Here is a 25,678-nt window from a genome sequence, read left to right as displayed (position 1 = left end):
CATGGCAGCCTATTGGTGGTAGTCGCGAAGCTCGCGGTTTCTGTAGTCGTGATCGCAGTGCTGCTCGCAGCAATCGCGCAGACTGTACAACGCCCGGTCTCAGGAGGGACTAAGCAGTTCTCATCGGAGTTCGTCGATGCGAACGGTCTCAAGTCCGGAGACGATGTTCGGATGAACGGTGTCCGCATAGGTAAAGTGCTTTCGATCTCACTTGAGGATGGTCGCGCAATCGTCACGTTCATGGTCGAACGCGATCGGCATTTATACGAGAACACCGTCCTAGCTATACGATATCAGAGTCTGGTGGGCCAGCGTTACGTCGACGTTCAACAATCATCGCCAGTCACTGCGGAGTTGGCGGCAGGCAGTAGGATCGGGGCTTCCAGAACCATCCCGTCATTCGACATCACAGCTCTATTCAACGGGCTGGAACCGGTTCTGAGCGAGTTGTCACCAGCAGCAGTAAATAAGTTCGCTACTAATATGATCGCCGCTATAGAAGGAGACGGCTCGGGTATCGGTTCGGTTCTCGACTCTATCCAGACCTTGTCCAGCTATACGATGGACCGACAGGCAGTGATTACCGCGTTGGTGGCTAATCTGAAAAAGATATCTGACCATCTCGGCGGTCGATCCTCACATCTGGTGCAGCTTGTTTCGGAGCTGTCGGTGGTTGTCTCCACGCTACGTAGCAAGGTGGATGGAATCGTCGAATTCGCTCTTATGGCTCCAGACGTGATCGCGCCGCTGAACAGCCTCCTCGACGCGATTGGGTTGACTCCTGGTAGCAATCCGGACGCCGATACACTGCTGCGGACGATATTTCCAGATCCTCAACAGGCAGTCGAAGTACTCCGAAAACTGCCAGCGATGCTCCAGACCCTGAATAGTTGGATCCCGTCCGATAGTCCTGTCGTGAACCGAAACTGTTCGAACGGGAACGTCGACAGCCCGGATCCTTTCCAGGTGATGATCACGGGACAAAGGATATCGATATGCAAAGGATGATAGCCAAACTAGTCAGCATTATCGGGAGATTCGCTGGCTGGGCGCCAACGGCTGCCTCATCACGTGACTCGCGGGAATTGCGATGGGGCGCCCTCGGAGCATTCCTGATGGGTGTCGCGTTGCTAGCGAGCGTTTTGGTGTACGTGGTGCCATTCGGCAAGTCGACGTACTGGGCCGAGATGTCGGAACTCGGGTCCATAAAGGTCGGCGATGACGTCCGTATCGCCGGTGTTCCGGTCGGCGCCGTGAAATCGATTGAGCTGCGTCGAAAGGACGTCCGCGTGAGCTTTACGATTGACGATGATATTTTCATAGGCGATCAGACAAGTCTCGACGTCCGAATGTTGACTCTGATCGGTGGGCACTATCTCGCCTTGACATCAGCAGGGACTTCATCGCTTCGCGCCCCGATACCTTCTGACAGGGTGCATCTCCCGTACAGCCTCGGTCGGACCTTTCAGGACGCAGCACAGCCGATCGCGGATATTGAGGGCGATACCTTACGGCAGAACTTGACTAACATGAACCGCGCGATCGTTTCCGGGCCGGCAGGGATCCAGCGAGCAGTCGATGCGTTCACATCGCTCGTCGAAATTCTCGACCGTCAGAGTCGGGACGTGTCGGAAACGCTTGCGATGGCCGACGAGTACATCAGTGCAATCAATAACTCGAAGGCGATCCTCGGGGAACTGATCGCAAGTGTCAACCTTATGGAGACGGTGGGGCTCGGCAAAAAGGCTGAGATTTTCGAGGCAGTCCGGTTGATGGAACAGCTTCTGTCTCGGATCGCAGCACTCGAGCCGGTGTACCGGTCAAGGCTGGATTCCATCGCCCGAAGTCTGGCCGAGGTCATACCCGAACTGAACCGTCTAGGCGAAGGTATGGGGCAGATCATCACAAGCACTCGGGACTTGATGTCGAGACTGCAGCCCGTCGCTTCCTCAGAAGATGGCATCGTTATTGACCAGTCTGCATCGGTTGTCGTTGCGCAGTCGTTTTGTATTCCCGTCCCTGGAAAGGACTGCTAAGGATGAATAGGATTCTGGCCTCCCGCGGCCTCATATCCCTCCTCGGCGTCGGGGCTATATGCACGATATTGGTTGCTGGGTATTTCGCGGTACTCAATCCTCCGAAGACGATGCGGCACTACTGCGCAACCATGCCGGACGCAATTGGACTGTACACCGGAAACCACGTCACCATTCGTGGCGTCAGAGTTGGCACGGTGACGCACATCGAACCTCGTGGCGAAGCGGTGCAGGTTGATTTCGAGGTGGACGCCAACCATACGCCGCGTGGTGAGGTATCGGCCACTACCCTTTCAGACACCATCGTTGCTGATCGCTCCTTGGCTATTCTCGACAACAGTGAATCCGATGCTGAATGGGATCCCCGAAAGTGCATTTCCCGTACTTTGACTCCGAAAAGCATGACACAGACACTCGATGCGTTGGGTGCCCTCGCAGCAGAAATCGACAATGGGAGTGATCCGGCACAGCGCGGGCAGCTATCCGAGGAAATCGCCGCACTCGACAGCTCGTTGTCCGGCACAGGTCCGAAAATGAATGAAATAATCCGTACACTCGACCGGGCGCTCGGCTCGTCCAACGCTGCCGCCGGACACCTCGGAGCCCTCATAGATTCGCTGCACAGCTTGATGAATAGTGTCGCGCGTGGATGGGGAGATATCGAATCCATGATCACCCGTCTGGCGCCGGGGCTGGCGGTGATCGACCACGGAATCTTCGCGCGAACAGTCTCGATCATCGACTCATTGCGAATTATCGTGCCATGGCTGAACGAAATCACCACTATGTTTGGTGACCAAATCCTCCAAGGTCTCGATGCGACAGTTCCCCTCGCGCGCCTCGCCAGCGCGAATATCGGTACAATGAGGGACATTGTCGACATGGCGCCCCCGCTGCTGCAAGCCTTCGGGGACGTAACCGACGCGCACAGCGGTCGACCCGTTCTGACGTATGCAACCCCTAGGGTGGCCATGCCCCAAGCTGATGCTGACCGAATATGTGCCGCGATCGGCCTGGTCGCACAGGGCCGTTGCGATACTGCTGAGGACGGTTTGACGAATGTTTCTCTGATTCCCTTGGTGCTCGGAATGGCGGGTGCGCGATGATGAATCTGCGAGTAGACGCGGTGGCCATTTCTTCCCGGACCCGCCGGACGCAATTCGTGACCGCGGCCGCTGTGGCACTTGTATGCCTTGTCCCCGGCTGCGGATTCGATCCAGCTTCGATTCCTGTCCCTGGGACTGGGATATCGGGGGCCCGCTATAGTATCCGAATCGAGTTCGCCAATACGCTAAACCTGCCGTCACAAGCACGAGTGACGGTCGACGGTCTGCGTGCCGGAATTGTCCGCGACGTTGCGGTGATCGATGCCGGGAAAGATAACGACGGGTATGTCGTGGTCGACGTGGAAATAATCGAATCGGTCCGGTTGCCTGTTGGAACTACGGCTGAGCTCCGCCAGCCGACCATTCTGGGTGACGTCTCCATAGCGTTGATCACCCCGGAGGCCGGCGGAGGTGGCCTCATCGCGCCGGGCTCCACAATCGATCGAGGACAAACTAAGCCGTTGCTTCAGGTTGAGGACACCATGAACGTCTTGGCGACCTTTGTCCAAGGGGGTGGAATACAGCAGGCTCAGGAGATCATCAACCGCGTGAACTCGGTGCTTCCGGCGGATACACGGGAGACTGCCTCGATCTCGGAAGTGCTGGGTGCCGATATCGAAGACTTGGCACAGCACCTGGATGCTATCGACGGCTTACTGGGTGGACTGCGGGCCAGTACCGATGCTGTCCTGAGCCGAACACCCGAATTGGAGTATCTGCTGACAGATTCTGGAGTGGATCAGGCGGCTGCGTCGATGACGTCGATGATCGGTTTGATCACACTGTATGATGGATTCACGCTACTGACAGATTCCCTCCGATGGATCGGTCCGCTGGCGCAGTCAGGCGACGCGGCTGCCCGTGCTTTTATACCACTCCTTTTCACGTCCCGTCCGTTGGACCTCTCAGCCCCGTCGAACTTGAACAAGATCATTGCGCTTTTGCGCGAAAAGGTCATTCCATTCGTGGAGCACGGACCGAAGGTTAATGTTGCCGGCCTTGAGACTGCCGAAGGCTCTCCCGGATCCGAAGCCGACCGGATCGCTGGAATTCTATCGGCATTGCGGATGATCGGAGCAGTGCGATGAAACTGAGTTCGGGACTATCCCTCGTTGCTATCATGTCGGTTTTGATTCTGGGCGTCGGTTATCTCACATTCGGTGTATTGCGAATAGATGTCTTCAGTGACTCGATCAACGTGACGTTGCGTGTTCCCCAGGCGGGAAGTCTGCTAGTGGGTTCACCGATACTCCTACGTGGTGTGAGGGTGGGAGAGATCGCGTCGATAGAGAAGGCTGAACGCGGTGTCGAAATGCAACTAGCCCTCGAGTCGAGATACCGAATTCCGGCAACAGGGACCGCGACAGTCGAAGACCTATCAGGTCTCGGTGAGCCTTATATCGAGTTCGTGCCGAAGAACGGCGCCGGTCCCTACCTAACCGATGGCCAGCGCCTCGACGCGGTGCAAGTAATACTGCCCCGTTCGATTCCAGACGTGGCGCAGACTGTTACGGGTCTGCTTGAACAACTGAATCCGCAGGCGATCAGCAACATCGTCAAGACGTTGGATCAAGCGCTGACGGGAACAGACACCGTTATGCCGAGGCTGGCAGCCTCGACGACACTGTTGTCGGAGACGATTCTGAGTAGGTCGCCCGCCATCCGCAGCATCCTCGTCGATCTACAGACGATGGGCGCGGACATGGCTTGGGCCGGGCCCGGGATGGCAGCCGCTGGTCCCTTGTGGGACGAGGCAGGAATGTGGGGTGCTCTCATCGCCGATTCCATCGCCCGGCTGGCCCGTATCGGCACCATGCCGGACGACTACTTGCAAGGCAACGGCGTCGTGCCTTTCCTCGGCGAGGTCACGGAATATCTCAGCCGCATTGGACCCGACTTGCAAGAATTGGCACCAGCCGTGCAACCGCTGGCGGACAGCGCGGCGATGTCCATGCCACAGATAGACATAAGCGATTTGATAGCACGTGCTCTCAGTGCGACTGGAGACAGTGCATTGAATGTGCGTATCGGCATCAAATAGGACCGAAACACGCTACCCGAGGAGATATTCATGCCCGTAGAAACCGCTGACAACATCGACGGCAGAGCGGAGACCGTATCTAGTAAGTTGGGTACGCCGGCAGAGTCGGTCGTAGCGAACAGGAACCGGTTTGGTCCGGGAAGAACGCTGTCGGTGGACTTGCGCTCGATCATTGTCGGAGCGATAGTGGTAACACTTGTCGTTGGGATGTCTGTTAGCTTTCTGTTGTGGCTCTCTACGAGGAATGAGCTGCGAGAAGCTGACTCCATTGCGTCCGCGGAAAAGAGGGCTGAAGAAGTAGCCTCCGAGTACGCTGTTGGCGCGTCCAATATTGATTATCAGAACTTCGATGGATGGGTACGTAATCTGAAATCGAATACTTCCCCCGCCCTAGCGAACAAGTTCGACCTCACTGCTCCGCAGCTCAAAGACATTGTACTTCCACTTAAGTGGACTTCGAACGCGACCCCAATCGCCGCGAGAGTGAAATCAGAAGACGCTGGTGTTTATGTTGTGAACGTCTTCTTGAGTGTGACATCGACCAGTGCGCAGACCCCGGAGGGCGCGCAAACAACTGTCACCTACACGGTGACGCTAGACAAGAACACGGATTGGAAGATCACGGATGTCGGCGGTGTTGACATGGCCCTTCCGGTCAAGTAGCCAGCGACACTGTCAGTAGTAGGGAACTGAAATTATGACCTCGAGATCTACGATCTTTGTGGCTCCCCGAAAATACATGCTTGAGCGGGACTCTGGGCCTGCTTTGCATATCGCCGAGTGGGGATCGACGAGCCCGAGAGTGACAATCATCCTGGCACACGGGCTGGCGCTTTCTCATGGGAGTTGGGAAGACGTCGCACAACTCGTCGTCACGGCGGATCCCACCGTGCGTGTACTCGCCTATGACCATCGAGGACACGGGCAGTCGCAATCTGCTCCAGCGAGCCTGGAGCTTCTCGCCGACGATCTCGCTGCAGTCATCTCCGCATATGCACCCGTCGGCCCGATCGTGCTCGGCGGTCATTCCATGGGCGGAATGACATTGATGGCGCTGGCCGAACGCGACAGCATGGTGCTCGAAGCGCGAGTCGTCGGTGTCGCGTTCGTGGCGACTGGAGCCGGAGATATCCTCGGACGACTGATGCGCCGCGGGTTCTGGTCATGGTTGGTATCGCTGGCGTTGACTGTGGCACCGCTTCTCGTGATCCCTTCCCGGCCGCTGCTCATCGTGCGACAGCTGACACGTGCCGTCTTGTTCGGGTACCGCCCATTCCGCCACGACCTGAACCGAGCGGTAGGGCAGCTGGCGAGCAGCAATCCTCGCAGCGTCGCACAGCTGGCTCGTTCGATCCTGTCCCATGATCGGTACTCGGCACTGGATCGATTCGACTGTCGTGTCGTCGTATTCGCAGGTTCGCGCGATCTGTTGACTCCCGTTTATCACGCTCGTGCGATACACCGTCGCGTACCAAAGAGCGGCCTGGTCATCTTCCCGAACTCCGGGCACTTTCTACCCTATGAACGCCGCGGTGAGATTGCGGCCCACCTACTGGGATTGACAATGCCAATGGCGTACTCGGACAGCGACGTTGCATAGCGGCATCGGAGGCTCGAGTTCGTCGTAGGCCCAGGCGGTGTCGCCGGACAGCTCTTAGGTCTTGTCCTCATGCCCCTCGGTGGTGACCACAACGGCGATGGCTTCGGTCAGATCCCGGCGCGACGCCGAGGCGACCACACCGTCGCCGGTGCTCGACAGCGGCACACCGGTCTCGCGAACGGTGGGGATGTCGCGGCCGTAGTTCTCGCTGTACCGGCCGTTGCGCAGGATCGTGTACGACACCCCGCTGGCACGCACGCGTCTTCGGTGGGCAGGTGCATGGCCGCGGTCGACAGCGCGGTGTCGTCGGCGTTGAGGCCGCTGGTGTAGATGATCCGCGCGGCACCGGCTTTCGCGACGGCAGCGATCTCCTCGGTGTGCTGGCGGTCGCGGTTGGCCAGGTCGGTGCCCGAGACCAGCACGAACATATTCACCGGCGTAATGGTGGTGGGGTCATCGTAGTCGATGACCGCGGTGTGCACCCCTCGGGCGGCGTGGTCAATGATCTTGGCCAGGTCGCGGGCACCGGCGATCACCTCGGCGGGGTCGGTGCTGCGGTCGAGGACGGCTTCGACGGCTGCTCGGCCGAGGTGACCGGAGGTAACGGTGATGACGATGGACACAGGTCTCCGTTCAGGTTTCGACGGTGGTCAGTTGCTGATGGCGCCTGCGCGATGCAGGTAGCGGCTCTCGCCGATCTGATCGGCGGTGAAGGCGGCGATGCCGGCGCGGGTGATCGCGAAGCCGAGCTTGTCGGTGCCGAAGAACCTGACCGGATATGGCCCTTCGGTGCACAGTCCTTGGGGGCGATGAACCGCACGATCGTCCAATCCAGCCCCGAGGACATGATCTGGTTCGACATGCCGGTGATCTCCTCGTAGGCGCGGGGCATGAACGTGCGCGGCATGAACTCGATCAACCGGGTGATCAAGGTCGGGGACCCCTGCGGGTCCAGTACCGCAGGAGTGGCGTGGCCGACGAAGCGGCCCACACCGTGACGCTTCATCGCCGCCAGGATGTGGCTGGTGCCCTCGATCAGCGGGGTCCCGGTTGGCTTTGCGGTCCATGCTCGGGCCCAACGCGCTGATCACTGCATCGGCACAACATACTGCGTCCTCGATCGCGCCGCATTGGAAACCTCGCCGACCACGACTTTCACTTGCTCACCCCAGCGAGAGGGGATCTTGGCGGGTTGTGGGCGTAAGCGGTCACGGTGTGCCCGGCCGCGAGCAGCCGGTCCACCATCAGCGAACCGGTGGCCCGAAAACGGTGACATTCATACGAGTCCTCCTTCGGGAATCGGGGTGGTCAGGAGGCGTAGGGGCCGAAACGTCCCCAAGTGACGAACACCGCGGCTGCCAGCAGGGCCAGGTTGAACACGATCGCGGCGGGCTCCTTCCAGCGCGCGTGGGCCACCATTGCCAGCGTCATGATCACCGCGAGGCCGACTGCGGCGCTGAGACGTCGATGCCTTCAGCTTCTACCGTCGCAATGCTCCGTTCGTTTTCTCGACACCACCGCCGAGCGGCTACGGTTCGATGCACCTCACGAGCTCGGGCACCTATGTATTCACTGCACTCATGCTGTGCGCACGGGCGCGAGGCGGAAGCTGCGGCGAATCAGTTCGCCAGCGCGCTGCTCATGCCTCGCAATGATGTTCTGGCGGTGGGTCTGCGAAACCCGAGCGTGGCGCAGATCATCCGTGCGAAGGCTCGATGGAACGTCTCCGCGACAGCGCTGGCGAACCGGCTGCATGCGCTGGGTTTGATGACTGACTGGACATATCGCGCAGCGTTGGTGGAGTTGAGCAAGCGTGGATTCCGCTCCGCGGAGCCAGGCTCGGCGCTTGTACATGAATCGTCACAGGTGCTGGATAGAGTGCTCGCCGGGCTGCGTGGGCAAGGGATGACGGTGCGCGACATTGCCAAGGAGTTCGGTCTCACTCCCCAAGGGGTGACCGAGTACCTGTTCGGACTGACGATGACCCAGCACGAGGGAAACGGGTCGCGGACGGTCGCGGATGGATCGCCTCGCCCGCGCCTCACTGTCGTGCGAGATTACGTATCTGCTGGGTACACCGTGAGAACCTTCGTGCTGAGGGCCGTGCGCACAGCGGAATCTCTCCGATTTCTCGGCGTGCGCACGGGGCGGGTGTAGATGCGCACGGCCAGCTGCACTGTGTGCGCGGCTGAACGGGGCGTGCGCACGGTCTCGATCCTGGGTGTCAGCGTGCGCACGCGCCCACAGCGGCGGCGTACAGAAGCAGTCGAAGTGGAACGGGTGAACCAATCGTGCGAGACATGGCTGTCGCTCCGGTTCTCGACGTCGGCGCGCCGAGTCTGGCCAGCGCCGTCCTCGTCGAGCCTTCAGCTGGCGCTGATCTGTCGGTGGCCATGGCTATCGTTGTGCAAGCTCACCGACTAGGAGGTACAACGTGACTTCTGCCGACCTGAATACCTGGGCCAACAACTTCTCTGCACTTCGCGACATGCTCGACAACTACGAGAGCGAAGCGGCAAGGATCAACCCCAACTCTCCGAACCAAGGCACGAGCCAGCTCGTTGCCTTCCAGTATGGCACCTGCCTCTCCATGCTGGATCTCGCTCCGTGGCAGCAGAAGCCCGCCTGGCTCGACGCCGTGGAGTTCGGGCCGACCGCAGGCAACGAGCATAAGCTGCTCGCCTCCCGCTACGTACTCGAAGCGACTTTGAATCACGTCGACAACGTGCCGCTTGAGCAAGCGCGCACCGCTTTGCGTAACTCGGCTGACCGGCTCGAACAATTCGCTACTCGGTGGGCTGAGGGAGGGGTCGATTCCGCTGAGCTCGACGCGATTGCCACCGAGCGCCGCGCCCTCGCCAGTCGCGCCAAGAAAGCGGCTGCGGCCGTTAGCCAGCAGTAGTCCCACGGGGCAGGCCCGGGCGAGAGCGTCAAATCGCGTGGGCCCCGACCCCTGCGGGAAGAACGTCTACGCCTGACTGGTTGTACGCCGCGCCCTGGGTGTCGTCGTCGCAAGAACGCGACGGATCGGACCGTACCGGGCACGATGTCCCGCGTAGGGACTGATGCTTCGCTCGCGAAGAGCAACCGAAGGCGCCCTCCAAGGGAGCCTTCGGCGTATTCAGGACTGTCCTTGACAGGCTCGGGAAGAGCACTGAGCTCGCTAGATGATCTGGGACCCGATGGCCAGCACCCTGTCCGCAAGTTCCTGGCCTGCCACGTCGGCAACCTGCACACCGAACGGGACCAGTGCTGCCTTCAACCAGTTGAGCCCGCGCTTGATCCCCTTCTCGGTCAACGTGTCGACATCTTCGAGAAGTTCCGCGCGGTCGACGTCATCGATGCCGGGGGCGTATTCGATGTCATTGCGCAGCTGGCTGATCGCCGTCAGGACGTCGTCGAGAGACGCCCCCTGTGTAATGGTGGCGTTCATGGTGTGCCCCTGCCCGCCGACAGCCTGGTTGCCGACGGTCATCGCCCCGTAGTTGTCGGCCGAGATGTTGGTGACCGGCGCGATGGGTGCAGAACCCCCATCGATCAGGTACGGATGGCGCGCGGCGGCCCGACCGTTGGGAGTGATTTCCACGTGGTAGAACTCTCCGTCTGCTCGTTCGGAGCCCTTACAAAGACCAATCTCAACCAGATAGTGTGTTGCTTCGCGGATCTCGCCGGCAGACAACGGCCCGCTGAAGTCGTCGGCAACATCTGAACCAGGGTTCGCAAGCCGTTCGAGAACGCGGCGCAGCGCGAGCTCGTGGCGGTACGTATCACGGGCGATGCGAGCCTGGACGCGTCCTTCGGTTGGCAGGTAGAAGTCGAAGCTGCCTTCGGGGTCGCCGCCAATGGACAGATTGTTGTGGATAGCGCCCTGCGAGACCAGTTCGTCGAACACAGCCCGCGAGTCCTCTGACGGTACGACCTCGATAGGCGCGGTCGATCTGGCTTGGCCCGCGAAGACCGAGGACACCGTGGATATCCGAATCGACTCCCCCACAATGAAGTTGCTAACCGTCGGCACCGCAGGCAAGGCCCGCTCGGGTCACTGCTGTGGGAAGTTTGGCAGGATTGCGCTCGCCTGCGTAGTCGAAGTCCTCACCACCCGAGACGGCGGTCGTTGCCGATGTCATGCCGAGAATATTCGCCGAGAACCCCGACATGTGACGAGGACTTTAGCGCATCTGGCCCCTTGCACACCTGGTCGCTGGACCATACGCCCAGCGCTGCCGACGGTGGCCATCAGGAAACGAGCGTTCCGTTCGTCCTCGGTGAGCGTTGCCAGGTCCCACGCGACCTCAGTGTTGCTGGCGGTAGGCGATCCATTCGCCGACGTGGGTTCCACGCAGCATCACCTCACGCTACTGGGTCGTCTGCGGGACCGGCTGGGGGGATGGTGATCCCACTATCTCACCACTAGGTCATGTCTCCCAGTAGCTTGAGCCATTCGACTGTCAAGGCCATGACGATCCCGGCCCGGTAGGTGCAGGCCAGCTTGTCGTAGCGGGTCGCGACCCCACGCCAGTGTTTGGCCTTGTTGAACGCCCGCTCGACCACGTTGCGGCCCTTGTAGGCATCGAAATCGAACTGGGGCGGGCGTCCGCCTGCGCGTCCGCGGCGTTTCCGGTTGGCGACCTGATCAGACCGTTGCGGGATAACCGCAGTGATCCGCCTGCCTCGCAACAGCTCTCGATTCGCCGCCGAGGAATACGCCTTGTCAGCGAGCACCCGATCGGGGTTGCGGCGCGGCGAGCCACCGGCCAGCCGCGGTACCCCGATCGCATCGAGAACTGCTGGCATCATCGGCGAATCTCCGGCTTGGCCTGCGGTGATCAACACCGCCAGACCACGACCCTTGCCGTCGGTGGCCAGATGGGCTTTGGTAGTCAACCCACCGCGAGACCGGCCTATCCCGTGATCAGCCGGCTCATAACTCACCGTCCGGGCCGGGCACCGCGCCGACACCTCGGCGGGTATTGGCACCGTGCTGATGCACCCGCACGATCGTCGAGTCGACCGAGACCACCCAGTCGAGATTCCCGGTCGCATCTGCCAACGCGGTCAACGCGACCAGCACCCGATCCCAGGTCCCGTCCTCGGCATAACGGCGGTGACGCTTCCATACCGTCTGCCACGGACCGAACACCTCGGGCAGGTCTCGCCACGGCAACCCGGTCCGCAACCGGTACAGCATCCCCTCCACGACCAGGCGATAGTTGGAGAAGTTGCGACCAACCCGACCATCCGACTTCGGTAGCAGCAGCTCGAGCAGTTCCCACTGGTTATCCGTCAGAACCTGATGCCGATCACCGACAGCCGCCGCCACATCGAACATGATGCCCGACCCGATCACCTACCAGGCGAAAACCGGGGAACACGATTGGGAGACATGACCTAATTCGGCTGGAGACGCCGTTGTGGAGAGTTGTCCAGCGTTTCCGATCGTTGTCGTGGCGAAGCGTGTTTGCCCAGGTGGGGGTGCTGTTCTGGTAGTCGACAGTTATCCAGCGTTGGCCATAGTTGCCTGTGCTGCGCGCTCGGAGAAGGTCAGGGGTTCGATTCCCTTAGCTCCACGTATGCGCAGGTCAGCCTATGTTTTTAGGCTGACCTGCGTTTGTTTTTGTCACCATTAACTCCCCACTAATTCTGTTGGCGGGCTTCTATGGGTTCGAGTTCGGGCGATCTTCTCGGGTTCCTGCTGCTGATGTACTGGCAACTATCGGGCAGTGTCGTTCGGTAGTTGTCCGGTGATCGCGTGGTTGAGTACATCGGCGGCGGCCTTGTGTGGGCGTCCGCGTGCCATGTAGTGGCGTTGGGTCATCGCGGGGTCGACGTGGCCGAGGACATCGGCAGTGACACGGGCCGACAGGCCGGCGTCGTCGAGGATGGTGGCCACGGCGTGGCGGAAACTGTGTGGGGTGATGTCCTCGGCGAACCCCAGGGCTTCACGGACACGCTGCCAGCCGTGTCCGACGTTTTGCGGGTCACGCAATGTCCCCACGGCCGAGGGGAACACCAGATCCAGGACCTCGATTCCGGGGTCCGGAGGAGAAGCCGGTCGCCGGTTCGCCACCGCGGCTTTGCGGCGTTTGAGCATTTCCACCGCGAACTCGGGCAGTGCGATGGTGCCGGTCCGGTTCTTCGGGTCATCTTTCCTGGTCACACGGACCAGTCCTTTGCCCGCGACGCGGACGAGTTTTCCGGTGGGACGCAGGGTCGCTGCGTCGAGGTCGATGTCGGTCCACAACAGTGCGAGCATCTGGGAGCGGCGCAGGCCGGTGGCGGCGTAGAGGGTGATTATGTCGGCGAGGTCGGCGCTTTCGCAGTAGGCGGCGACGGTGGGTGGGGTGTATGCCTTGACGGGTGTGCCGCGTTCTCGTTCGGCTTTGGCGAGTTGTCGCGGGCACAGGATCTGGGAGGTCCGGACGGCGGAGAGGATGTAGCGCAGTTCGTCGGTGGTGAGGTCGCCGGCGCCGCCGGTGCGGCCCTTGGCTTCGATGTTTTTCGGCATCTGGACTTCGCGGACGGGGTTGATCTCGAGGGGGCTGGTGCGGACTGCGTAGCGGAACATGCCCGAGAGCACGATGCGCCCGGTGCGCATGTTCGAAGGCCCCCTGGCTTTTCCGACGTCGGTGAGGAAGGTTTCGACCGCGGAAGTGGTGACTTCGAACAGGCGCCGGTCACCGAAGGCGGTGTTGAACATTTTGGCGACTTCGTCGTAGCGGGCGATGGTGGATTCGGTGCGGTCTTGTGCGATGAGGCTTGCCCGGTACCGGACCCACAGGTCGCGCACGGTCATGGATGTGGACAGTTCGCCGCTGAGGCCGACGGTGATGACGGCAGCAGCGGCCATGACGGCGTCGAGTGCTCGTTGGCCGGTGCGGTCGGGGATCGGGCGGTTGCGGGAGTCGAGTTTGGTAGGGGAGACACGGATGAGGTCGCGTCGTTTTCCGGAGGAGTCACGGACCCGGACACGCGCTTTCCAGTACCCGGGAGCGAGTTCGGTGAGCATCGGTTTGCCCGGGACACCAAGGGGCCGAGGTGGTCTCCCGCGTGTCATCGGTGCGCTGGCGTGGTTGGGGGTGGGGTCGGCTGTTTACGGTGGGGTGTGGCACGTGAATTCCTCTCCAAATCTGTGGATTTCGCGACGAGGCTGGCGGTGCTCGGCGCTCCGGTGCGGCGTTGATTCGCGAAGAGTCGATACGCGAATGTAGCCATCGATGGGGGCATTCGACGCTGGTAGCCGCGCCGGTGCGCGTGGTCGGCCTCCCCGGGAAGACATGGCGGGCCGAGGCGTTCAACGTGACTGATGTGGATGTGGCTTTGGAAACATGTGACGATGCCGGTCAGGCCATTAGCTGCCGGAGTTGTTCGACGACAAGAGATAACCATGTCCGCGACCGGATGGATGCCGACATGTGCCGCATCGAGGTCGCGGATCGTTATCCCGACAGCCACGACGGCACGGTTGCCCGCAACCGTGGCGAACAGGACGCCGACGGCGTCTGCAACAGCCAAGCTGCCCGGAGCAGGTCGACCATCGTCGACGACTCGATGCGTAAACTCCCCTGCCCGCGCAGCAGTAGCCGACTGTGCAGAAACCTCAGACACTTGCCGTGCGTGAATCCTCGGCGGTTCGGTCCCTCGTCGGGTCTTCACCCCCCCGACAACGTCGGTTCCCGCGGCGCCAGTAGCGGGATTGGTCTGGGCTGGTTCCTGATCTCTTCGGAAACGATCGTTCACCGAACACCGTGGCGGCGACCGACAGCCGACCTCGGACTCGCAGGATTGAGTGTTCGAGAACCCGTTCGGCGACATCGGCCCGAACGAACTCGGACTCCGGCCCCTACATGAGCACGGGATTGTCCGGGTCGATGCCGGCTTCCTCGAGGACCCTGCGGGTGGAGATGATCCGGTGGAGCTCGCCGGTGGGCAGCGGCTGCCAGATCTGGTCGACGTGGCCGCGGTCGACATCGTCGCACAGTTGTTGACACTCGGCTCCGAGACTGGTGTGGTCGCAGCGTGCGTGCTGGTCGACGTAGAGCCGACTAGTGCCGTTGGGTCCGTAGACGAGGATCGCACAGGCCAGACTGAACTCCCGGTAGGGCTCAGGGAGCAGATCTAGGAAGCTGACAGGAACTTCGGTCCAGGGCAACACTGTGCCGATTAAAGGTGGGAGTGGAGGCAAGGCGGCCCCGCGCTCCGGTGGGGCGAACTCGACCACGAGGCGCCCGCCGTCCTTGCCTGGTACGAGTTCCCAAGCGAATGGCTCGGTCGGAGCGAAACCCGGAATCTGGAGTGGGATCCGACTCGCCTCGCGCGCGTGTAGCGCGGGGACCAGCAGCGGGGGAATGTTGATCGGGAGATGGATGAGTGCGATCTTGCCGCCCGACGCCTGATCGAGCACGCCTGCCACCGTGAGACCGTCCAGCGAATCTGTAGCGGTGCCGAACGCGGCAATCACCGCAGTAGCCTGCCCCGGTGGAGCTGCGGGAATCTTGACGACCGAGGATGACAGCGAGCCGTCGGGTGTTTGCCGCAGTTCGGACTCTGGGAACCAAAGACATAGGGCCGCACGCCAATTGCCCACGATCGGAACCTGAGGGATCTCCCACCGGTCCGTGGCGTACTGGTCGCCCGGCCTCATCGCGGCACGGGCCTTCTCGATGTGGCCGAGCTGAGCGTAGTTGCTGCTGTGGAGGCTGAACTTGAACTCTCCGGCGCGCGCTCGAGGCGTCATATACAGCTCGTCGGTGACCTTTTTGCCGCTGCCGGTCCACACCCGCCACTCCGCCGATCGGCGACCGTCCGGCGCGACGACCACGAACCGCACGGTGTTCTGCGGCCGCTCAAGTTTAGTCATGCCGACACCAACGAACCTCGAGCCGGAGTCGTTCCGCAGCCAATCTGTGGCCGCCGCACTGGGGCACACGCAGAGTCGATTGCGCGCCGAGACGTAGGTGGAGCCTTGGCTGTACCTCTGTGTGCGTCAGGCCGACACGTGGTCATTAGGGTTCGGGCCGCTTGAGCACTTCGAACACCCGCATTACACCCTGGCCGCATGAGCGAACCGGTATTGCGCGAGCCTCCGCTGTTTGTAGTCGAGCACGCCCAGCAGCTGCTGATGCACCTGGACACGCTGCGGTATGGATCCACCGCGACTCGTTGCTCAAGCTGACGTCGTCGTCGCGGCCGAACACGTGTGATCAGCGCCTCTGGTGGTGGGGGCGTGCGAATACGTCCGACTCAACGTGGGAAGTTCCCTATCCGGCGAGGTATCGCCATCGCTCGCTGCGGAGGACCGTAGGATCGATGCCAACGGGTTCCGGCAGAAGGGAGGGCTATGGCTGGCCTAGGAGAACACATCACCGCGATGGTCCGCAACCACGCTGCCGGCGACGATGCTGCGTTTTATTCCGTCGCATTGCAGATCGCTGCGCGCGAGGCACGGCAGGGACACCACGTCCTTGCCACCAACATCAAGCAAGCTGTCGACGCGTCGCGTGAACGAGCGCCGCTGGCGAACGTCACAGCGCTTCCTCGAGCTCGTGGCGAGTTGGCGGAACTAGTCGAGGTATCGCATCCTCAAGTACACCTACGTGAGCTGGTGGCACCATCGGAACGAACTGCTCAGATCAAGCAGTTGCTTGCTGAGCAGCGTCAGCGAAAGAACCTACTTGAGCATGGGTTCGCACCATCGCATCGCTTGCTTCTAGTGGGCCCGCCGGGAACAGGAAAGACGATGACCGCATCGGTGATCGCCACCGAGCTGTCTCTTCCGATGTACACCGTTCGTCTCGACGGCTTGCTCAGCAAGTTCATGGGCGAGACCGCTGCGAAGCTACGCACCGTGTTCGACGCCGTCGCTGTAGAACGCGGCGTCTACCTCTTCGACGAGTTCGATGCGCTCGGCGCGGACCGCTCAGGGAACGACGTCGGTGAAGCCCGCCGGATACTAAACTCCTTCCTTGTATTCCTCGAGAAATCTAGCCCTGAGTCGATCGTGATCGCGGCAACGAACCACCGATCCATCCTCGACAAAGCACTGTTTCGACGTTTCGACGCGGTCCTGGACTACACACTGCCGGACTCTCGGCAGGCTATTGCGGTGATGCGCGCCCGCCTCGGCTCACTGGTCGAGAGGGCAAGCCTGAACAAACTTGGCGAGTACACAGATGGTCTCAGTCATGCAGATCTGGTAAAGGCTGCAGAATCGGCGGCCAAAGCGGTTCTCATGCGAGGCGAGGCGATGGTGGAGCGCGACGATCTCATCGCAGCACTCAATGCGCGGCGATCGGCCACCATTGGCTGACCGGGACCAGCCACTCGAGCATCTCTACGTCCAAGGACACGCGACAGCTGAGCGCTTCGACCGCTACTCCGGACACGGCGGTGGTGGCGGATTCAAGCGCCGACCGGTCGATCGCGGTGCTCACGGAGCTGCGCGAAAACAGGAACTAACCGATGCGTTCGATGAACTCGATGGCGAACGTGAGGACTTCGAGCTTTCCTACGATGAACTCGCGTCACAAGGAACGATCATCGTCCTCGAGGGTGAAGGCGCGTCCTACCCGCTGAAGCTCGAGTCTTTGAACCGAATGACTGGTCACCAGAAGACTCCCAAACAGCCTCGCTGGCTATTGCTTTCGGTAAGACCAGCAACACTGGATGCTCCCGAGCGGGCGACGGTTTGGGTGTCGGACGCGCATCGCGCCGCGTTTATGAAACTGTTCGAGGACTACCTCAACGGCGAACCTACCAGGACTGGGCAACCACCGAACCAAGACCTCGTCGCCAACATCTCGCGAATCCGCAAAGCGATTCTCGCCGATCTGTGGACCTCTGAGGGCGAACCACCGTTGAAAGGCCAGCATTGGTGGGAGCTTTGGCTCGACACCTCGAGTGGCGACATCGAAACTATCAACGGGTTCGTGAACGCTTACAACCTTCGGATGCTGCCTCGGTCGATCCAGTTACGCGACCGCTTCGTGGTGTGGGTAGAGGCTAGCTGGAGCCAACTCGAACCGCTGCCGTTTACGCTCGTTCCACTAGCGGAAATTCGCAAGCCCGAGTTCATCGAAGCAATCGAGGACCTACCCGTAGATGAGCAGGACGAATACGTTCATGACCTGGTCGAACGCCTAAGTACGGCCGACGGAAGCGCTCCGGCGGTGTGTCACCTGGACACCGGTGTGTTGCGTAGCCATGTGCTGATCGAAGCGTCGCTCGCATCGGAGGACCTGCACACCATCATCGGCCTGTCGGGAGCGGACATGGATCCGCGGGGGCATGGCACCTCGATGGCCGGCCTCGCGCTTTTCGGTGATCGGTTGGACGCGGCACTGCAGAGCAGCGACCCTGTTCAGCTTCGGCACCGCCTGGAGTCTGTGCGAATGAAACCGGGCCCAGACGAGGCGCAAATCGATCCGTTGGACTACGGAAGCGCCACGGTCCAAGCAGTCGCTCTCCCGGAAGTCACCGCTGGGAGGAGGCGTGTGTTCGCCCTCACACTGAGTACCAAGCCCGACAACCCCGGAGACCCGACGCTCTGGTCCGCGGCCGTCGATGCTCTCGCGGTCGGCACTGACACTGCACGAGACGGTGATCGTTTCCGCCTCATCTCGGAGCCGGATCCCGACCTTGCGCGTCTCATAGTCGTCGCTGCTGGCAACGTCGACTCCTATGCCAAGGAACATGATGTCAACTCCGACCTTGCTGCGATCGAGGATCCCGCGCAGGCATGGAACGCGTTGACGGTTGGTGCGTTCACCAACCTGACCGAAGCACCGCAACATCCTCAGTACGCAGGTTGGACGCCACTGGCGGAGGCTGGGGGGCTGTCACCCCATAGTCGAACGTCGATGTTGTTTCGACACCGTAGCGCACCCATCAAGCCTGACATCTGTATGGAGGGCGGCAACGTCCTGACCGACGGCGCCCAGATGTTCGAACCCAAACTCCCGGTTCTGTCCCTACCGTCCACCGGGACCACCAGCAACGTCGCTCTGGCCTCGGCGAACGCCACCAGCGCCGCAACGGCCCAAGCGGCGCGTCTCGCTGCTCTCGCGATGGAGCGCTACCCCGACTACTGGCCGGAGTCCATCAGAGGCCTCCTTACTCATGAGGCCGACTGGACGCCGACGATGGTTCGTAGGGTACAGGCCGATAGGCTCAAAAACACCCGCCTCGAACAACTACGGCGCTACGGCTGGGGGGTCCCGACAGAGGACTCGGTTCTCAACTCATCGCGGCGGGCGGTCACGCTGGTCACCCAGGACCAGTTCGTGCCATTCGATGGCACCAGCTACGCGATGCGGCGTTTTCGGCTACACACACTCCCGTGGCCGACTGAGGCCCTCGAAGAACTCGGGTCTGCGCCGGTCCGGCTCCGGATCACGCTGTCGTACTTCATCGAGCCGTCAGCATCGCGACGCGGATGGCGGCAGCGATACGCCTACCCGTCCCACACGCTTCGGTTCGACATGCAAGGAGAGCTGGAGACTCGTCAGCAGTTCGTCGATCGGATCAACCGCGATGCCCAATCCCAGGAAGATGGTAGGGCCGGCGCAGGAACAACCTCCGATAGGTGGTTCCTCGGGGAACGTCAGCGCCATCTCGGGTCGCTGCACCAAGATGAGTGGCACGGCACAGGAAGTCAGCTCGCGCGATGCAATTCAGTGGCCGTCTACCCTGCCGGCGGATGGTGGAAGAACAACAAGCGGAGCGACCGTATTGACATGCCAGTCCGCTACTCGCTGATCCTGTCCCTCAGGACGCCCGAACAAAGAATCGACTTGTACACGCCAATTGCGACCCAACTGCATGTTCCCATCGAGACCGAGATCGTCGTGGAGTGAGATCCCGTCCAGAACCCATCGAGAGGCATCGTTGCGGGCGTGATCTTGGCCCTCTCCGGCCTAGAGACCTTTCGCCCGTTGACTGCTTATGTCGTGCGGCATGGGGCTGAGGTGATTTCGCGGCAGGCCTGAGTCGAGGATCTCGATGTCGAAGCAGGCGCGGGGCAGTGCGTCCTGGCGCGCATCCGGGCGCCGGTATCCCGGACGATGCCAGTGTCGGGAACGGTTCAGCACCCCGGATATCGGCCCGTGTCAGTCTCGCCTCGGAGGTGTTCGCAGCTTTCCTGCCCGTCAACAACGAAATTGGTACCTACTCGGGCCAGATGACCTGCCCGAGCAGGTGGTCCGGGGCGATCACGACGACGGCCTTTTCTGCGAGATGCTTCGCAGTGTTTGTGCGGCGGCCGCGGAGGTATGAGCGCACCGCTTCAACTGGATCGGTATCGATTGGGCAGTCGAGGTCCTTGCCGAGGAAGTCGACGCGGCGTCCGGACTTCCCGATGTCTTCAGGGTGGCGTCCGAGCTCGGACAGCCCGAAATCTCCGGTCTTTCTCCGTCGTGGCGGGTACTTCTGCTCAGGATGCTTGGCGTAGAAGGTGAACACGTCGAGGTCCTTCACGCCGTTCTCGCCGTCGATCCAGTGCAGTGCGCCACCTTGGCACAGTGCGGTCAGGAGTACTCGATCTCGGAATACGCGCAGGTGGGGATAATGCCGCATCAGTTCGACGTGGTCCTCGTGCGCCAGCTCGGCCAGGCGGCGGAGGTGAGCTTCGGTCAGTGGTTCGTAGGAGCGCTCACTGACATCGTCGTAGGTCATGCCGCGACTGTAGGACGATCGCCGCAGGATGAATGGGTTCTCCGGCGCGGCGGGTGGAGGGCGGGGATCCCACTAAGTCACCACTAATTCGGCTGGACACGCCGTTGTCGATAGTTGTACAGAGTTGTCGATGGTTGTCGTAGAGGAGCCTGTTTACCCAGGTAGAGATGCTGATCTGGTAGTCGAGAGTTGTCCAGCGTTGCTCATAGTTGCCGGTTCTGCACGCTCCGAGAAGGTCAGGGGTTCGATTCGGGCAGCACCGCGCTGTTGAGAGAAGCGTGGTTGGGTGCACGCCGGTGGCGAGCCCGGGAGGATCCGGCATGCGACCCGCGGGGCGCGGACCGGTCGAATACCCCAACCGGCGAGCACATTGCTGCCGACGAGAACTGTCGGCCGACGCAGGTGAGAATCAGTCGGCCGAAACTTGACGTCCGACACGGGATCGACACGAGTTCAGCCGGAAACGATCGGAATTGTCGGGATAGGTTGGGAAGTGAGCGGTGACCATTCCCCCAGGTAGCAGGCAGTTTTGGGATGTGTTGAGGCCAATTATGACTACTGCGAACCCTATTAGGTGAACAGGAAATCGATCACCGGGTGGGTGGTCCCGGCCGCGCGGCGCTCCAGATAGGGGCCCACCAGCCGGTCGAGCCGCTCGCGATGGTCCCGGGCACGCTCGTGCCACTCGACCTGCGGTAATACCCGCAGTTCGAGTGCGTGCTCCAGGGCGTCGCGCGTGCTCACGACACCTATTGTCCCTGCTCCGGTCGCGGGGGGCGCAGGGCCCCGCTACTGTGCCGGGCCCGGCCGGCCGTCTCGATAAACTGTCCCGATGGCTTTACGACATGCGGTGCTGGCCGCGTTGACGGCGGGCGAAGCCTCCGGCTACGACCTGGCCAAGGACTTCGACGCCTCGGTCGCGAACTTCTGGATGGCGACCCCGCAGCAGCTCTACAAGGAGCTCGAGCGGATGAGCGCCGACGGGCTCATCACCGCGCGGGTCGTCGAGCAGGAGAAGCGCCCGAACAAGCGGCTATACTCGGCCACCGCGGCCGGGCGCGACGCGCTGAGCGCGTTCATCGCCGATTCGACCAGGCCCACCGTCATCCGGGACGAGATGATGGTGAAGATCCAGGGCATGGGCGAGGGGGACGACGCCGCGATCACGGCGGTGCTCACCGAGCGGATCGGCTGGTCGCAGGGCAAACTCGCCCGCTATGAGCGGCTGCGTTCGCGCATGCTCGGCGGCACCAGTGAACAGGCCTATCTGGGCGAAGCCGAGCACATCGGCCCGTACCTGACCCTGTTGCGCGGCATCGCCTTCGAGCAGGAGAACATCCGCTGGGCCGAATTCGCCCTCGGCGTCCTGCGGCGCAGGAGCGCCGAGGTGACCGATCCGCCGGCGGGGGACTAGGCGATGGGGGCGACGCCACGAGTCGTCGCCCCCAACCGGCCGGTCGCCCGGATCGTGCGAGATGAGGGGGTTCGCACGATCCGGGCGCGGTCGACGCCCCTGGCTCTCGGGGCGCCTGTGCCGAGATCGGCTCGGCACAAGTACTATCTACGTTCGTAGATAGTAGGTACCGATCGTGTCCGGCGCAAGGCCCGGGCGCGAATCCGACGGCGGATCGTCTCCGTGCCCGCCGCTCGCTAGGATGTTTCCGGACGGTAAACACCGTGAATACCAGGCGGTCCCGAGCCGGCAAAGGAGCCGACGAATGCCCTGCGCGACTGTGTGTCCGGCGATGCGCGCCGAGGTGGGCTCCGGGTCGGGGCGCGCATGAGTGTGGCGCTGTGTCTACTGGCCTACACCGTGGTTGTCGTGGTCCTGGCGCCGCCGATCCTGCTGCGCGCGACCCGGAGCGGCGGGCGGCCCCGGTTGGCGCTGGCGGCCTGGCTCGGCGCCGTCGGTTCGGTCGCGGTGTCCTGGGCGCTCGCCATCGGGCTGATCGTGGTGGACGTGGTGCGGGACCTGCTCGCCGACCGGCACCTGAACCTGGGCCGCTGTTTCGTCCAGCTGCACGACTCCGTCACCGGCCGCTACGGTGCCGTGATCCAGATCGGCGTGCTGGTGCTCGGCGTGCTCGCGCTGCTCGCGTCCGCCGTCGTGGCGGGGCGGCTGGGACGATCGCTGGCGCGGGCCAGATCGGCGACGCATCGGCATGCCAGGGCGGCGCGGATGGTCGGCAGACGGCACGCCCACCACGACGCGGTCGTGCTGGACCACCCCGAGCCAGCCGCGTATTCGGTGGCGGGCAATCCACACACGATCGTGCTGACCCGCGGCATCGTGGCCGCGCTGGACGAGGACCAGCTGGCCGCCGTGATGGCCCACGAGCGCGCCCATCTCTCGGGCCGCCACCACATGCTGCTCGCCGTGACCCGGGCACTGGCCGGGGTGTTTCCCCGGACCGACCTGTTCGTCACCGGCGCCGCGCAGGTGGCGCGGCTGGTCGAGATGATCGCCGACGACGCCGCGGCCGAGATCCACGGACCCGCCACCGTCCGCGAGGCGCTGATGCTGCTGTCCGGCTCGCGGACGGCGGATCCGGCGGCCACCGCGGGGGTGGCGCTGGCCGATCGGGTGCGGCGGCTCTCGCCGCCGGTCCGCGACCGATAGGGTCCGGTCGGTCATAGCCGGTCGACGTGACAGGACGTCGCCGCACGTCCTACGATACTGCTACGTAGATTTAAGGTTCCTGTCAGGAGGACGCCCGTGGCGCACCGATTCGGCGATCTCGAAGCCGCCGTGATGGACCGGCTGTGGGCGGCCGAGGACGACGTCACTGTGCGCGACATCTTCGAAAGCCTGCTGCAGGAACGCGAAATCGCCTACACCACGGTCATGTCCACCATGGACAATCTGCATCGCAAGGGCTGGCTCGACCGGGAGCGCCACGGCAAGGCCTACCACTACTGGCCCACGCTCACCCGCGAGCAGTACAGCGCCCAGCTCATGCGGGCCGCGCTCGAAGGCGGCCGCTCCGATCTCGTGCTGGCGCATTTCGTCGAACAGATCACCGAGGACGAATCCGACGCCCTGCGCGCGCTGTTACGCCGCCTCCGCCCCCATCGCCCCAAGAGCTGACCTTCTCGCGTCCCTGTCGCCGACCCGAAGGACCGACAGCGTATGCCCAGCGAACATTCCGGTACCGGTACGGACCACCACCACACCGCCGAGCACGACGCGCACTCCGACAGCGTCACGCACGACGCGCACCAATCCGGCCACGCCGGCCACGGTGGCGATCACGTCGCGATGTTCCGGCGCCTGTTCTGGATCATGCTCGCGCTGGCCGTCCCCGTGGTCGCCGCCGACATGATGTTCGCCGACCTGGTCGGCTACACCGTGCCCACGGTGTTCGCCTGGGTCTCGCCCGTGCTGGGCACCGTGATGTTCTTCTGGGGCGGGCGGCCGTTCCTGACCGGCGCCGTCGGCGAGGTCCGTGCCCGCAAGCCGGGCATGATGCTGCTGATCGCGCTGGCCATCACCGTCGCCTTCGCCGCCTCCTGGGGCTCGACCCTCGGCCTGCTGGCCCACGAGCTGGACTACTGGTGGGAACTGGCCCTGCTCATCGTGATCATGCTGCTCGGGCACTGGCTCGAGATGCGCTCGCTCGGCCAGGCGACCAGCGCGCTGGAATCACTGGCCGCGCTGCTGCCCGACGAAGCCGAACTGCTCGGCGCCGACGGCGTCACCAGCACCGTCCCGGTCGACGACCTGCGCACCGACGACCTCGTCGTGGTCCGGCCGGGTGGCCGCGTCCCGGCCGACGGCACCGTCGAGACCGGCAGCGCCGATGTCGACGAATCCATGATCACCGGCGAATCCCGCCCGGTGCGGCGCGGACCCGGCGACCGGGTCGTCGCGGGCACGGTCACCACCGACTCGGCGTTGCGGGTGCGGATCACCGCGGTCGGCGCCGACACCGCCCTGGCCGGGATCCAGCGCCTGGTCGCCGAAGCGCAGAACTCGACCTCGCGAGCTCAGGTGCTGGCCGACCGTGCCGCGGCCTGGCTGTTCTGGTTCGCCTCCGGCGCGGCGGTGCTCACCGCCGTCACCTGGCTGCTGCTGGGTCAGCCGGAAGCCGCGGTCACCCGCACGATCACCGTGCTGGTCATCGCCTGCCCGCACGCGCTCGGCCTGGCCATTCCGCTCGTGGTCTCCATCGCCACCGAACGCGCGGCCAAGGCCGGCGTGCTGATCACCGATCGTCGCGCACTCGAGACCATGCGCACTGTCGACGCGATCCTGTTCGACAAGACCGGCACCCTCACCCGTGGCGAACCCGCGGTCGTCGCCACCACCGCGACGGCGCCCGGCCTGACCGACGACGAGGTCCTCGCGCTGGCCGCGGCCGTCGAGTCCGACAGCGAACACCCCCTGGGCCGGGCCATCGTCGGCACCGCCACCGAACACGGTCTCACCATTCCCACGGCGACGGATTTCACCGCCGAGAACGGTGTCGGGGTCACCGCGACCGTCGGCGGCGCGCGCATCGGCGTCGGCGGCCCGGCCATGCTGGCGGGCTATCACCTCGAGCCGGCCCCCGCGGCCGCCGCATGGTCCGAGCAGGGCTCCACGGTGTTGCACGTGGTCCGTGACGGCGCCCTGATCGGCGCGCTCGCCCTGGCCGACGAGATCCGGCCCGAATCCGCGCAGACCATCCGGGCACTGCACGACCGCGGCATCCACGTCGCCATGATCACCGGCGACGCCGAGCCCGTCGCCCGCACCGTCGCCGCCCAGCTGGGCATCGACGAAGTGTTCGCCGGGGTCCTGCCTCAGGACAAGGGCGCCAAGGTGCAGGCATTGCAGCAGGCCGGACACACCGTGGCCATGGTCGGCGACGGCGTCAACGACGCGCCGGCGCTGGCCCGCGCCGATGTCGGCATCGCCATCGGCGCGGGCACCGACGTCGCGATCGCGTCGGCGGGCGTGGTCCTGGCCTCCGACGACCCCCGCGCGGTGCTGTCGGTCATCGAGCTCTCGCACGCCACCTATCACAAGATGGTGCAGAACCTGGTGTGGGCGGCCGGATACAACATCGTCGCGGTGCCGCTGGCCGCGGGCGTGCTGTCGCACTGGGGTATCACGCTGCCGATGGAGGTCGGCGCGCTGCTGATGTCGGCCTCGACCGTGGTGGTGGCGGTCAACGCCCAGCTGCTGCGGCGCCTGGACCTGAGTCCCGACGCCGTGCTCGCCGGGCGCTGACCCGCCACCCCG

The 25,678-nt window shown here is 63.1% G+C and carries 23 protein-coding genes and 1 pseudogene; 15 read left to right on the top strand and 9 right to left on the bottom strand.

Translation table 11 applies throughout. The annotated features are described in order from the left end of the window. The first annotated feature begins 48 nt into the window (after positions 1-48). From EL493_RS23125 to EL493_RS23095, 7 genes are all read left to right on the top strand, one after another. Complete coding sequence (locus tag EL493_RS23125; protein ID WP_198041217.1) at positions 49-1,008, top strand: MCE family protein; 960 nt, start codon at positions 49-51, stop codon at positions 1,006-1,008. Positions 1,009-1,115: 107 nt separating this feature from the next. Next, the gene (locus EL493_RS23120; protein ID WP_019050177.1) at positions 1,116-2,036 is read left to right on the top strand and encodes an MlaD family protein; all 921 of its coding nucleotides are present in this window, start codon (positions 1,116-1,118) and stop codon (positions 2,034-2,036) included. A 2-nt stretch (positions 2,037-2,038) separates the two neighbouring features. Further along, on the top strand, positions 2,039-3,142 hold the full coding sequence (locus EL493_RS23115) for an MlaD family protein (RefSeq protein ID WP_022565899.1): 1,104 nt from the start codon (positions 2,039-2,041) through the stop codon (positions 3,140-3,142). Between the two features lie 209 nt (positions 3,143-3,351). Continuing rightward, the gene (locus tag EL493_RS23110) at positions 3,352-4,230 is read left to right on the top strand and encodes an MlaD family protein (protein WP_022565898.1); all 879 of its coding nucleotides are present in this window, start codon (positions 3,352-3,354) and stop codon (positions 4,228-4,230) included. Further along, positions 4,227-5,183 (top strand): MlaD family protein, encoded by a 957-nt coding sequence (locus EL493_RS23105; RefSeq protein WP_022565897.1) that lies wholly within the window; start codon positions 4,227-4,229, stop codon positions 5,181-5,183. Before EL493_RS23110 ends, EL493_RS23105 begins: the two co-directional genes overlap by 4 nt. A 30-nt stretch (positions 5,184-5,213) precedes the next feature. Continuing rightward, a complete protein-coding gene (locus EL493_RS23100; protein WP_022565896.1) occupies positions 5,214-5,846 on the top strand; it encodes a hypothetical protein in 633 nt (210 codons plus the stop codon). Positions 5,847-5,985: 139 nt separating this feature from the next. Continuing rightward, positions 5,986-6,783: an alpha/beta fold hydrolase gene (locus EL493_RS23095; protein ID WP_067488063.1), complete on the top strand. Its 798-nt coding sequence runs from the start codon at positions 5,986-5,988 to the stop codon at positions 6,781-6,783. Between the two features lie 54 nt (positions 6,784-6,837). Here the strand turns inward: EL493_RS23095 and EL493_RS23090 are convergent, their stop codons facing one another. The 3 genes from EL493_RS23090 to EL493_RS23080 form a co-directional block, all read right to left on the bottom strand. Next, positions 6,838-7,041, bottom strand: a complete 204-nt coding sequence (locus EL493_RS23090) for a Rossmann-fold NAD(P)-binding domain-containing protein (protein WP_022565894.1) — start codon at positions 7,039-7,041, stop codon at positions 6,838-6,840. A 274-nt stretch (positions 7,042-7,315) separates the two neighbouring features. Further along, positions 7,316-7,789: a Rossmann-fold NAD(P)-binding domain-containing protein gene (locus EL493_RS33910; RefSeq protein WP_022565893.1), complete on the bottom strand. Its 474-nt coding sequence runs from the start codon at positions 7,787-7,789 to the stop codon at positions 7,316-7,318. A gap of 302 nt (positions 7,790-8,091) precedes the next feature. After that, positions 8,092-8,214 carry a hypothetical protein gene (locus EL493_RS23080; protein ID WP_081723034.1) on the bottom strand — a complete coding sequence of 41 codons (123 nt, stop codon included), beginning with the start codon at positions 8,212-8,214 and terminating at the stop codon, positions 8,092-8,094. Positions 8,215-8,346: 132 nt separating this feature from the next. Here EL493_RS23080 and EL493_RS23075 point away from each other — a divergent pair, with 132 nt between their 5' ends. Beyond that, complete coding sequence (locus EL493_RS23075; RefSeq protein ID WP_022565892.1) at positions 8,347-8,940, top strand: ImmA/IrrE family metallo-endopeptidase; 594 nt, start codon at positions 8,347-8,349, stop codon at positions 8,938-8,940. A gap of 277 nt (positions 8,941-9,217) precedes the next feature. Next, positions 9,218-9,685, top strand: a complete 468-nt coding sequence (locus EL493_RS23070) for a hypothetical protein (RefSeq protein ID WP_019050185.1) — start codon at positions 9,218-9,220, stop codon at positions 9,683-9,685. Positions 9,686-9,946: 261 nt separating this feature from the next. Here EL493_RS23070 and EL493_RS23065 read toward each other — a convergent pair whose 3' ends face one another. The 4 genes and pseudogenes from EL493_RS23065 to EL493_RS23050 form a co-directional block, all read right to left on the bottom strand. Then, positions 9,947-10,675, bottom strand: coding sequence for a hypothetical protein (locus EL493_RS23065; protein ID WP_126405856.1), 729 nt, complete (start codon positions 10,673-10,675; stop codon positions 9,947-9,949). Positions 10,676-11,193: 518 nt separating this feature from the next. Continuing rightward, positions 11,194-12,112: pseudogene (locus EL493_RS23060) on the bottom strand (IS5 family transposase). 381 nt (positions 12,113-12,493) lie between these two features. Beyond that, positions 12,494-13,789: a site-specific integrase gene (locus EL493_RS23055; protein ID WP_232017248.1), complete on the bottom strand. Its 1,296-nt coding sequence runs from the start codon at positions 13,787-13,789 to the stop codon at positions 12,494-12,496. Positions 13,790-14,623: 834 nt separating this feature from the next. After that, a complete protein-coding gene (locus EL493_RS23050) occupies positions 14,624-15,640 on the bottom strand; it encodes a hypothetical protein (RefSeq protein WP_019047707.1) in 1,017 nt (338 codons plus the stop codon). 480 nt (positions 15,641-16,120) lie between these two features. On the opposite strand from EL493_RS23050, the gene EL493_RS23045 reads away from it, so the two are divergent. Further along, complete coding sequence (locus EL493_RS23045) at positions 16,121-17,089, top strand: AAA family ATPase (RefSeq protein WP_022566726.1); 969 nt, start codon at positions 16,121-16,123, stop codon at positions 17,087-17,089. Next, positions 17,082-19,634: a S8 family peptidase gene (locus EL493_RS23040; protein ID WP_030203671.1), complete on the top strand. Its 2,553-nt coding sequence runs from the start codon at positions 17,082-17,084 to the stop codon at positions 19,632-19,634. Before EL493_RS23045 ends, EL493_RS23040 begins: the two co-directional genes overlap by 8 nt. A gap of 310 nt (positions 19,635-19,944) precedes the next feature. Here the strand turns inward: EL493_RS23040 and EL493_RS23035 are convergent, their stop codons facing one another. Then, positions 19,945-20,451, bottom strand: a complete 507-nt coding sequence (locus tag EL493_RS23035; RefSeq protein ID WP_019047704.1) for a hypothetical protein — start codon at positions 20,449-20,451, stop codon at positions 19,945-19,947. A 570-nt stretch (positions 20,452-21,021) separates the two neighbouring features. Next, positions 21,022-21,195 (bottom strand): hypothetical protein, encoded by a 174-nt coding sequence (locus EL493_RS23030; RefSeq protein ID WP_019047703.1) that lies wholly within the window; start codon positions 21,193-21,195, stop codon positions 21,022-21,024. Positions 21,196-21,283: 88 nt separating this feature from the next. On the opposite strand from EL493_RS23030, the gene EL493_RS23025 reads away from it, so the two are divergent. From EL493_RS23025 to EL493_RS23010, 4 genes are all read left to right on the top strand, one after another. Next, positions 21,284-21,865 (top strand): PadR family transcriptional regulator, encoded by a 582-nt coding sequence (locus EL493_RS23025; protein WP_022566728.1) that lies wholly within the window; start codon positions 21,284-21,286, stop codon positions 21,863-21,865. A 366-nt stretch (positions 21,866-22,231) separates the two neighbouring features. Further along, positions 22,232-23,071, top strand: a complete 840-nt coding sequence (locus EL493_RS23020) for a M56 family metallopeptidase (RefSeq protein ID WP_019047701.1) — start codon at positions 22,232-22,234, stop codon at positions 23,069-23,071. A 132-nt stretch (positions 23,072-23,203) separates the two neighbouring features. Continuing rightward, on the top strand, positions 23,204-23,539 hold the full coding sequence (locus tag EL493_RS23015) for a BlaI/MecI/CopY family transcriptional regulator (protein ID WP_198041140.1): 336 nt from the start codon (positions 23,204-23,206) through the stop codon (positions 23,537-23,539). 42 nt (positions 23,540-23,581) lie between these two features. Next, positions 23,582-25,666 (top strand): heavy metal translocating P-type ATPase, encoded by a 2,085-nt coding sequence (locus EL493_RS23010; RefSeq protein ID WP_019047699.1) that lies wholly within the window; start codon positions 23,582-23,584, stop codon positions 25,664-25,666. Positions 25,667-25,678: the final 12 nt, after the last annotated feature.

This window comes from Nocardia asteroides, assembly GCF_900637185.1.
Classification (GTDB): Bacteria; Actinomycetota; Actinomycetes; order Mycobacteriales; family Mycobacteriaceae; genus Nocardia; species Nocardia asteroides.
Note: the sequence above shows the minus strand (reverse complement) of the source record. Positions and strands in the feature narration are given on the sequence as shown.

What these genes read in the sequence shown, in the direction of transcription:
- EL493_RS23100 (WP_022565896.1), top strand. Translation starts at nt 5,214, where the DNA reads ATGCCCGTAGAAACCGCTGACAACATCGACGGCAGAGCGGAGACCGTA.
- EL493_RS23115 (WP_022565899.1), top strand. Translation starts at nt 2,039, where the DNA reads ATGAATAGGATTCTGGCCTCCCGCGGCCTCATATCCCTCCTCGGCGTC.
- EL493_RS23015 (WP_198041140.1), top strand. Translation starts at nt 23,204, where the DNA reads ATGGACCGGCTGTGGGCGGCCGAGGACGACGTCACTGTGCGCGACATC.
- EL493_RS23075 (WP_022565892.1), top strand. Translation starts at nt 8,347, where the DNA reads ATGTATTCACTGCACTCATGCTGTGCGCACGGGCGCGAGGCGGAAGCT.
- EL493_RS23020 (WP_019047701.1), top strand. Translation starts at nt 22,232, where the DNA reads ATGAGTGTGGCGCTGTGTCTACTGGCCTACACCGTGGTTGTCGTGGTC.
- EL493_RS23045 (WP_022566726.1), top strand. Translation starts at nt 16,121, where the DNA reads ATGGCTGGCCTAGGAGAACACATCACCGCGATGGTCCGCAACCACGCT.
- EL493_RS23105 (WP_022565897.1), top strand. Translation starts at nt 4,227, where the DNA reads ATGAAACTGAGTTCGGGACTATCCCTCGTTGCTATCATGTCGGTTTTG.
- EL493_RS23080 (WP_081723034.1), bottom strand. Translation starts at nt 8,214, where the DNA reads ATGACGCTGGCAATGGTGGCCCACGCGCGCTGGAAGGAGCCCGCCGCG.
- EL493_RS23010 (WP_019047699.1), top strand. Translation starts at nt 23,582, where the DNA reads ATGCCCAGCGAACATTCCGGTACCGGTACGGACCACCACCACACCGCC.
- EL493_RS23025 (WP_022566728.1), top strand. Translation starts at nt 21,284, where the DNA reads ATGGCTTTACGACATGCGGTGCTGGCCGCGTTGACGGCGGGCGAAGCC.
- EL493_RS23050 (WP_019047707.1), bottom strand. Translation starts at nt 15,640, where the DNA reads ATGACTAAACTTGAGCGGCCGCAGAACACCGTGCGGTTCGTGGTCGTC.
- EL493_RS33910 (WP_022565893.1), bottom strand. Translation starts at nt 7,789, where the DNA reads ATGAAGCGTCACGGTGTGGGCCGCTTCGTCGGCCACGCCACTCCTGCG.
- EL493_RS23035 (WP_019047704.1), bottom strand. Translation starts at nt 20,451, where the DNA reads ATGACCTACGACGATGTCAGTGAGCGCTCCTACGAACCACTGACCGAA.
- EL493_RS23120 (WP_019050177.1), top strand. Translation starts at nt 1,116, where the DNA reads ATGGGTGTCGCGTTGCTAGCGAGCGTTTTGGTGTACGTGGTGCCATTC.
- EL493_RS23055 (WP_232017248.1), bottom strand. Translation starts at nt 13,789, where the DNA reads ATGCTCACCGAACTCGCTCCCGGGTACTGGAAAGCGCGTGTCCGGGTC.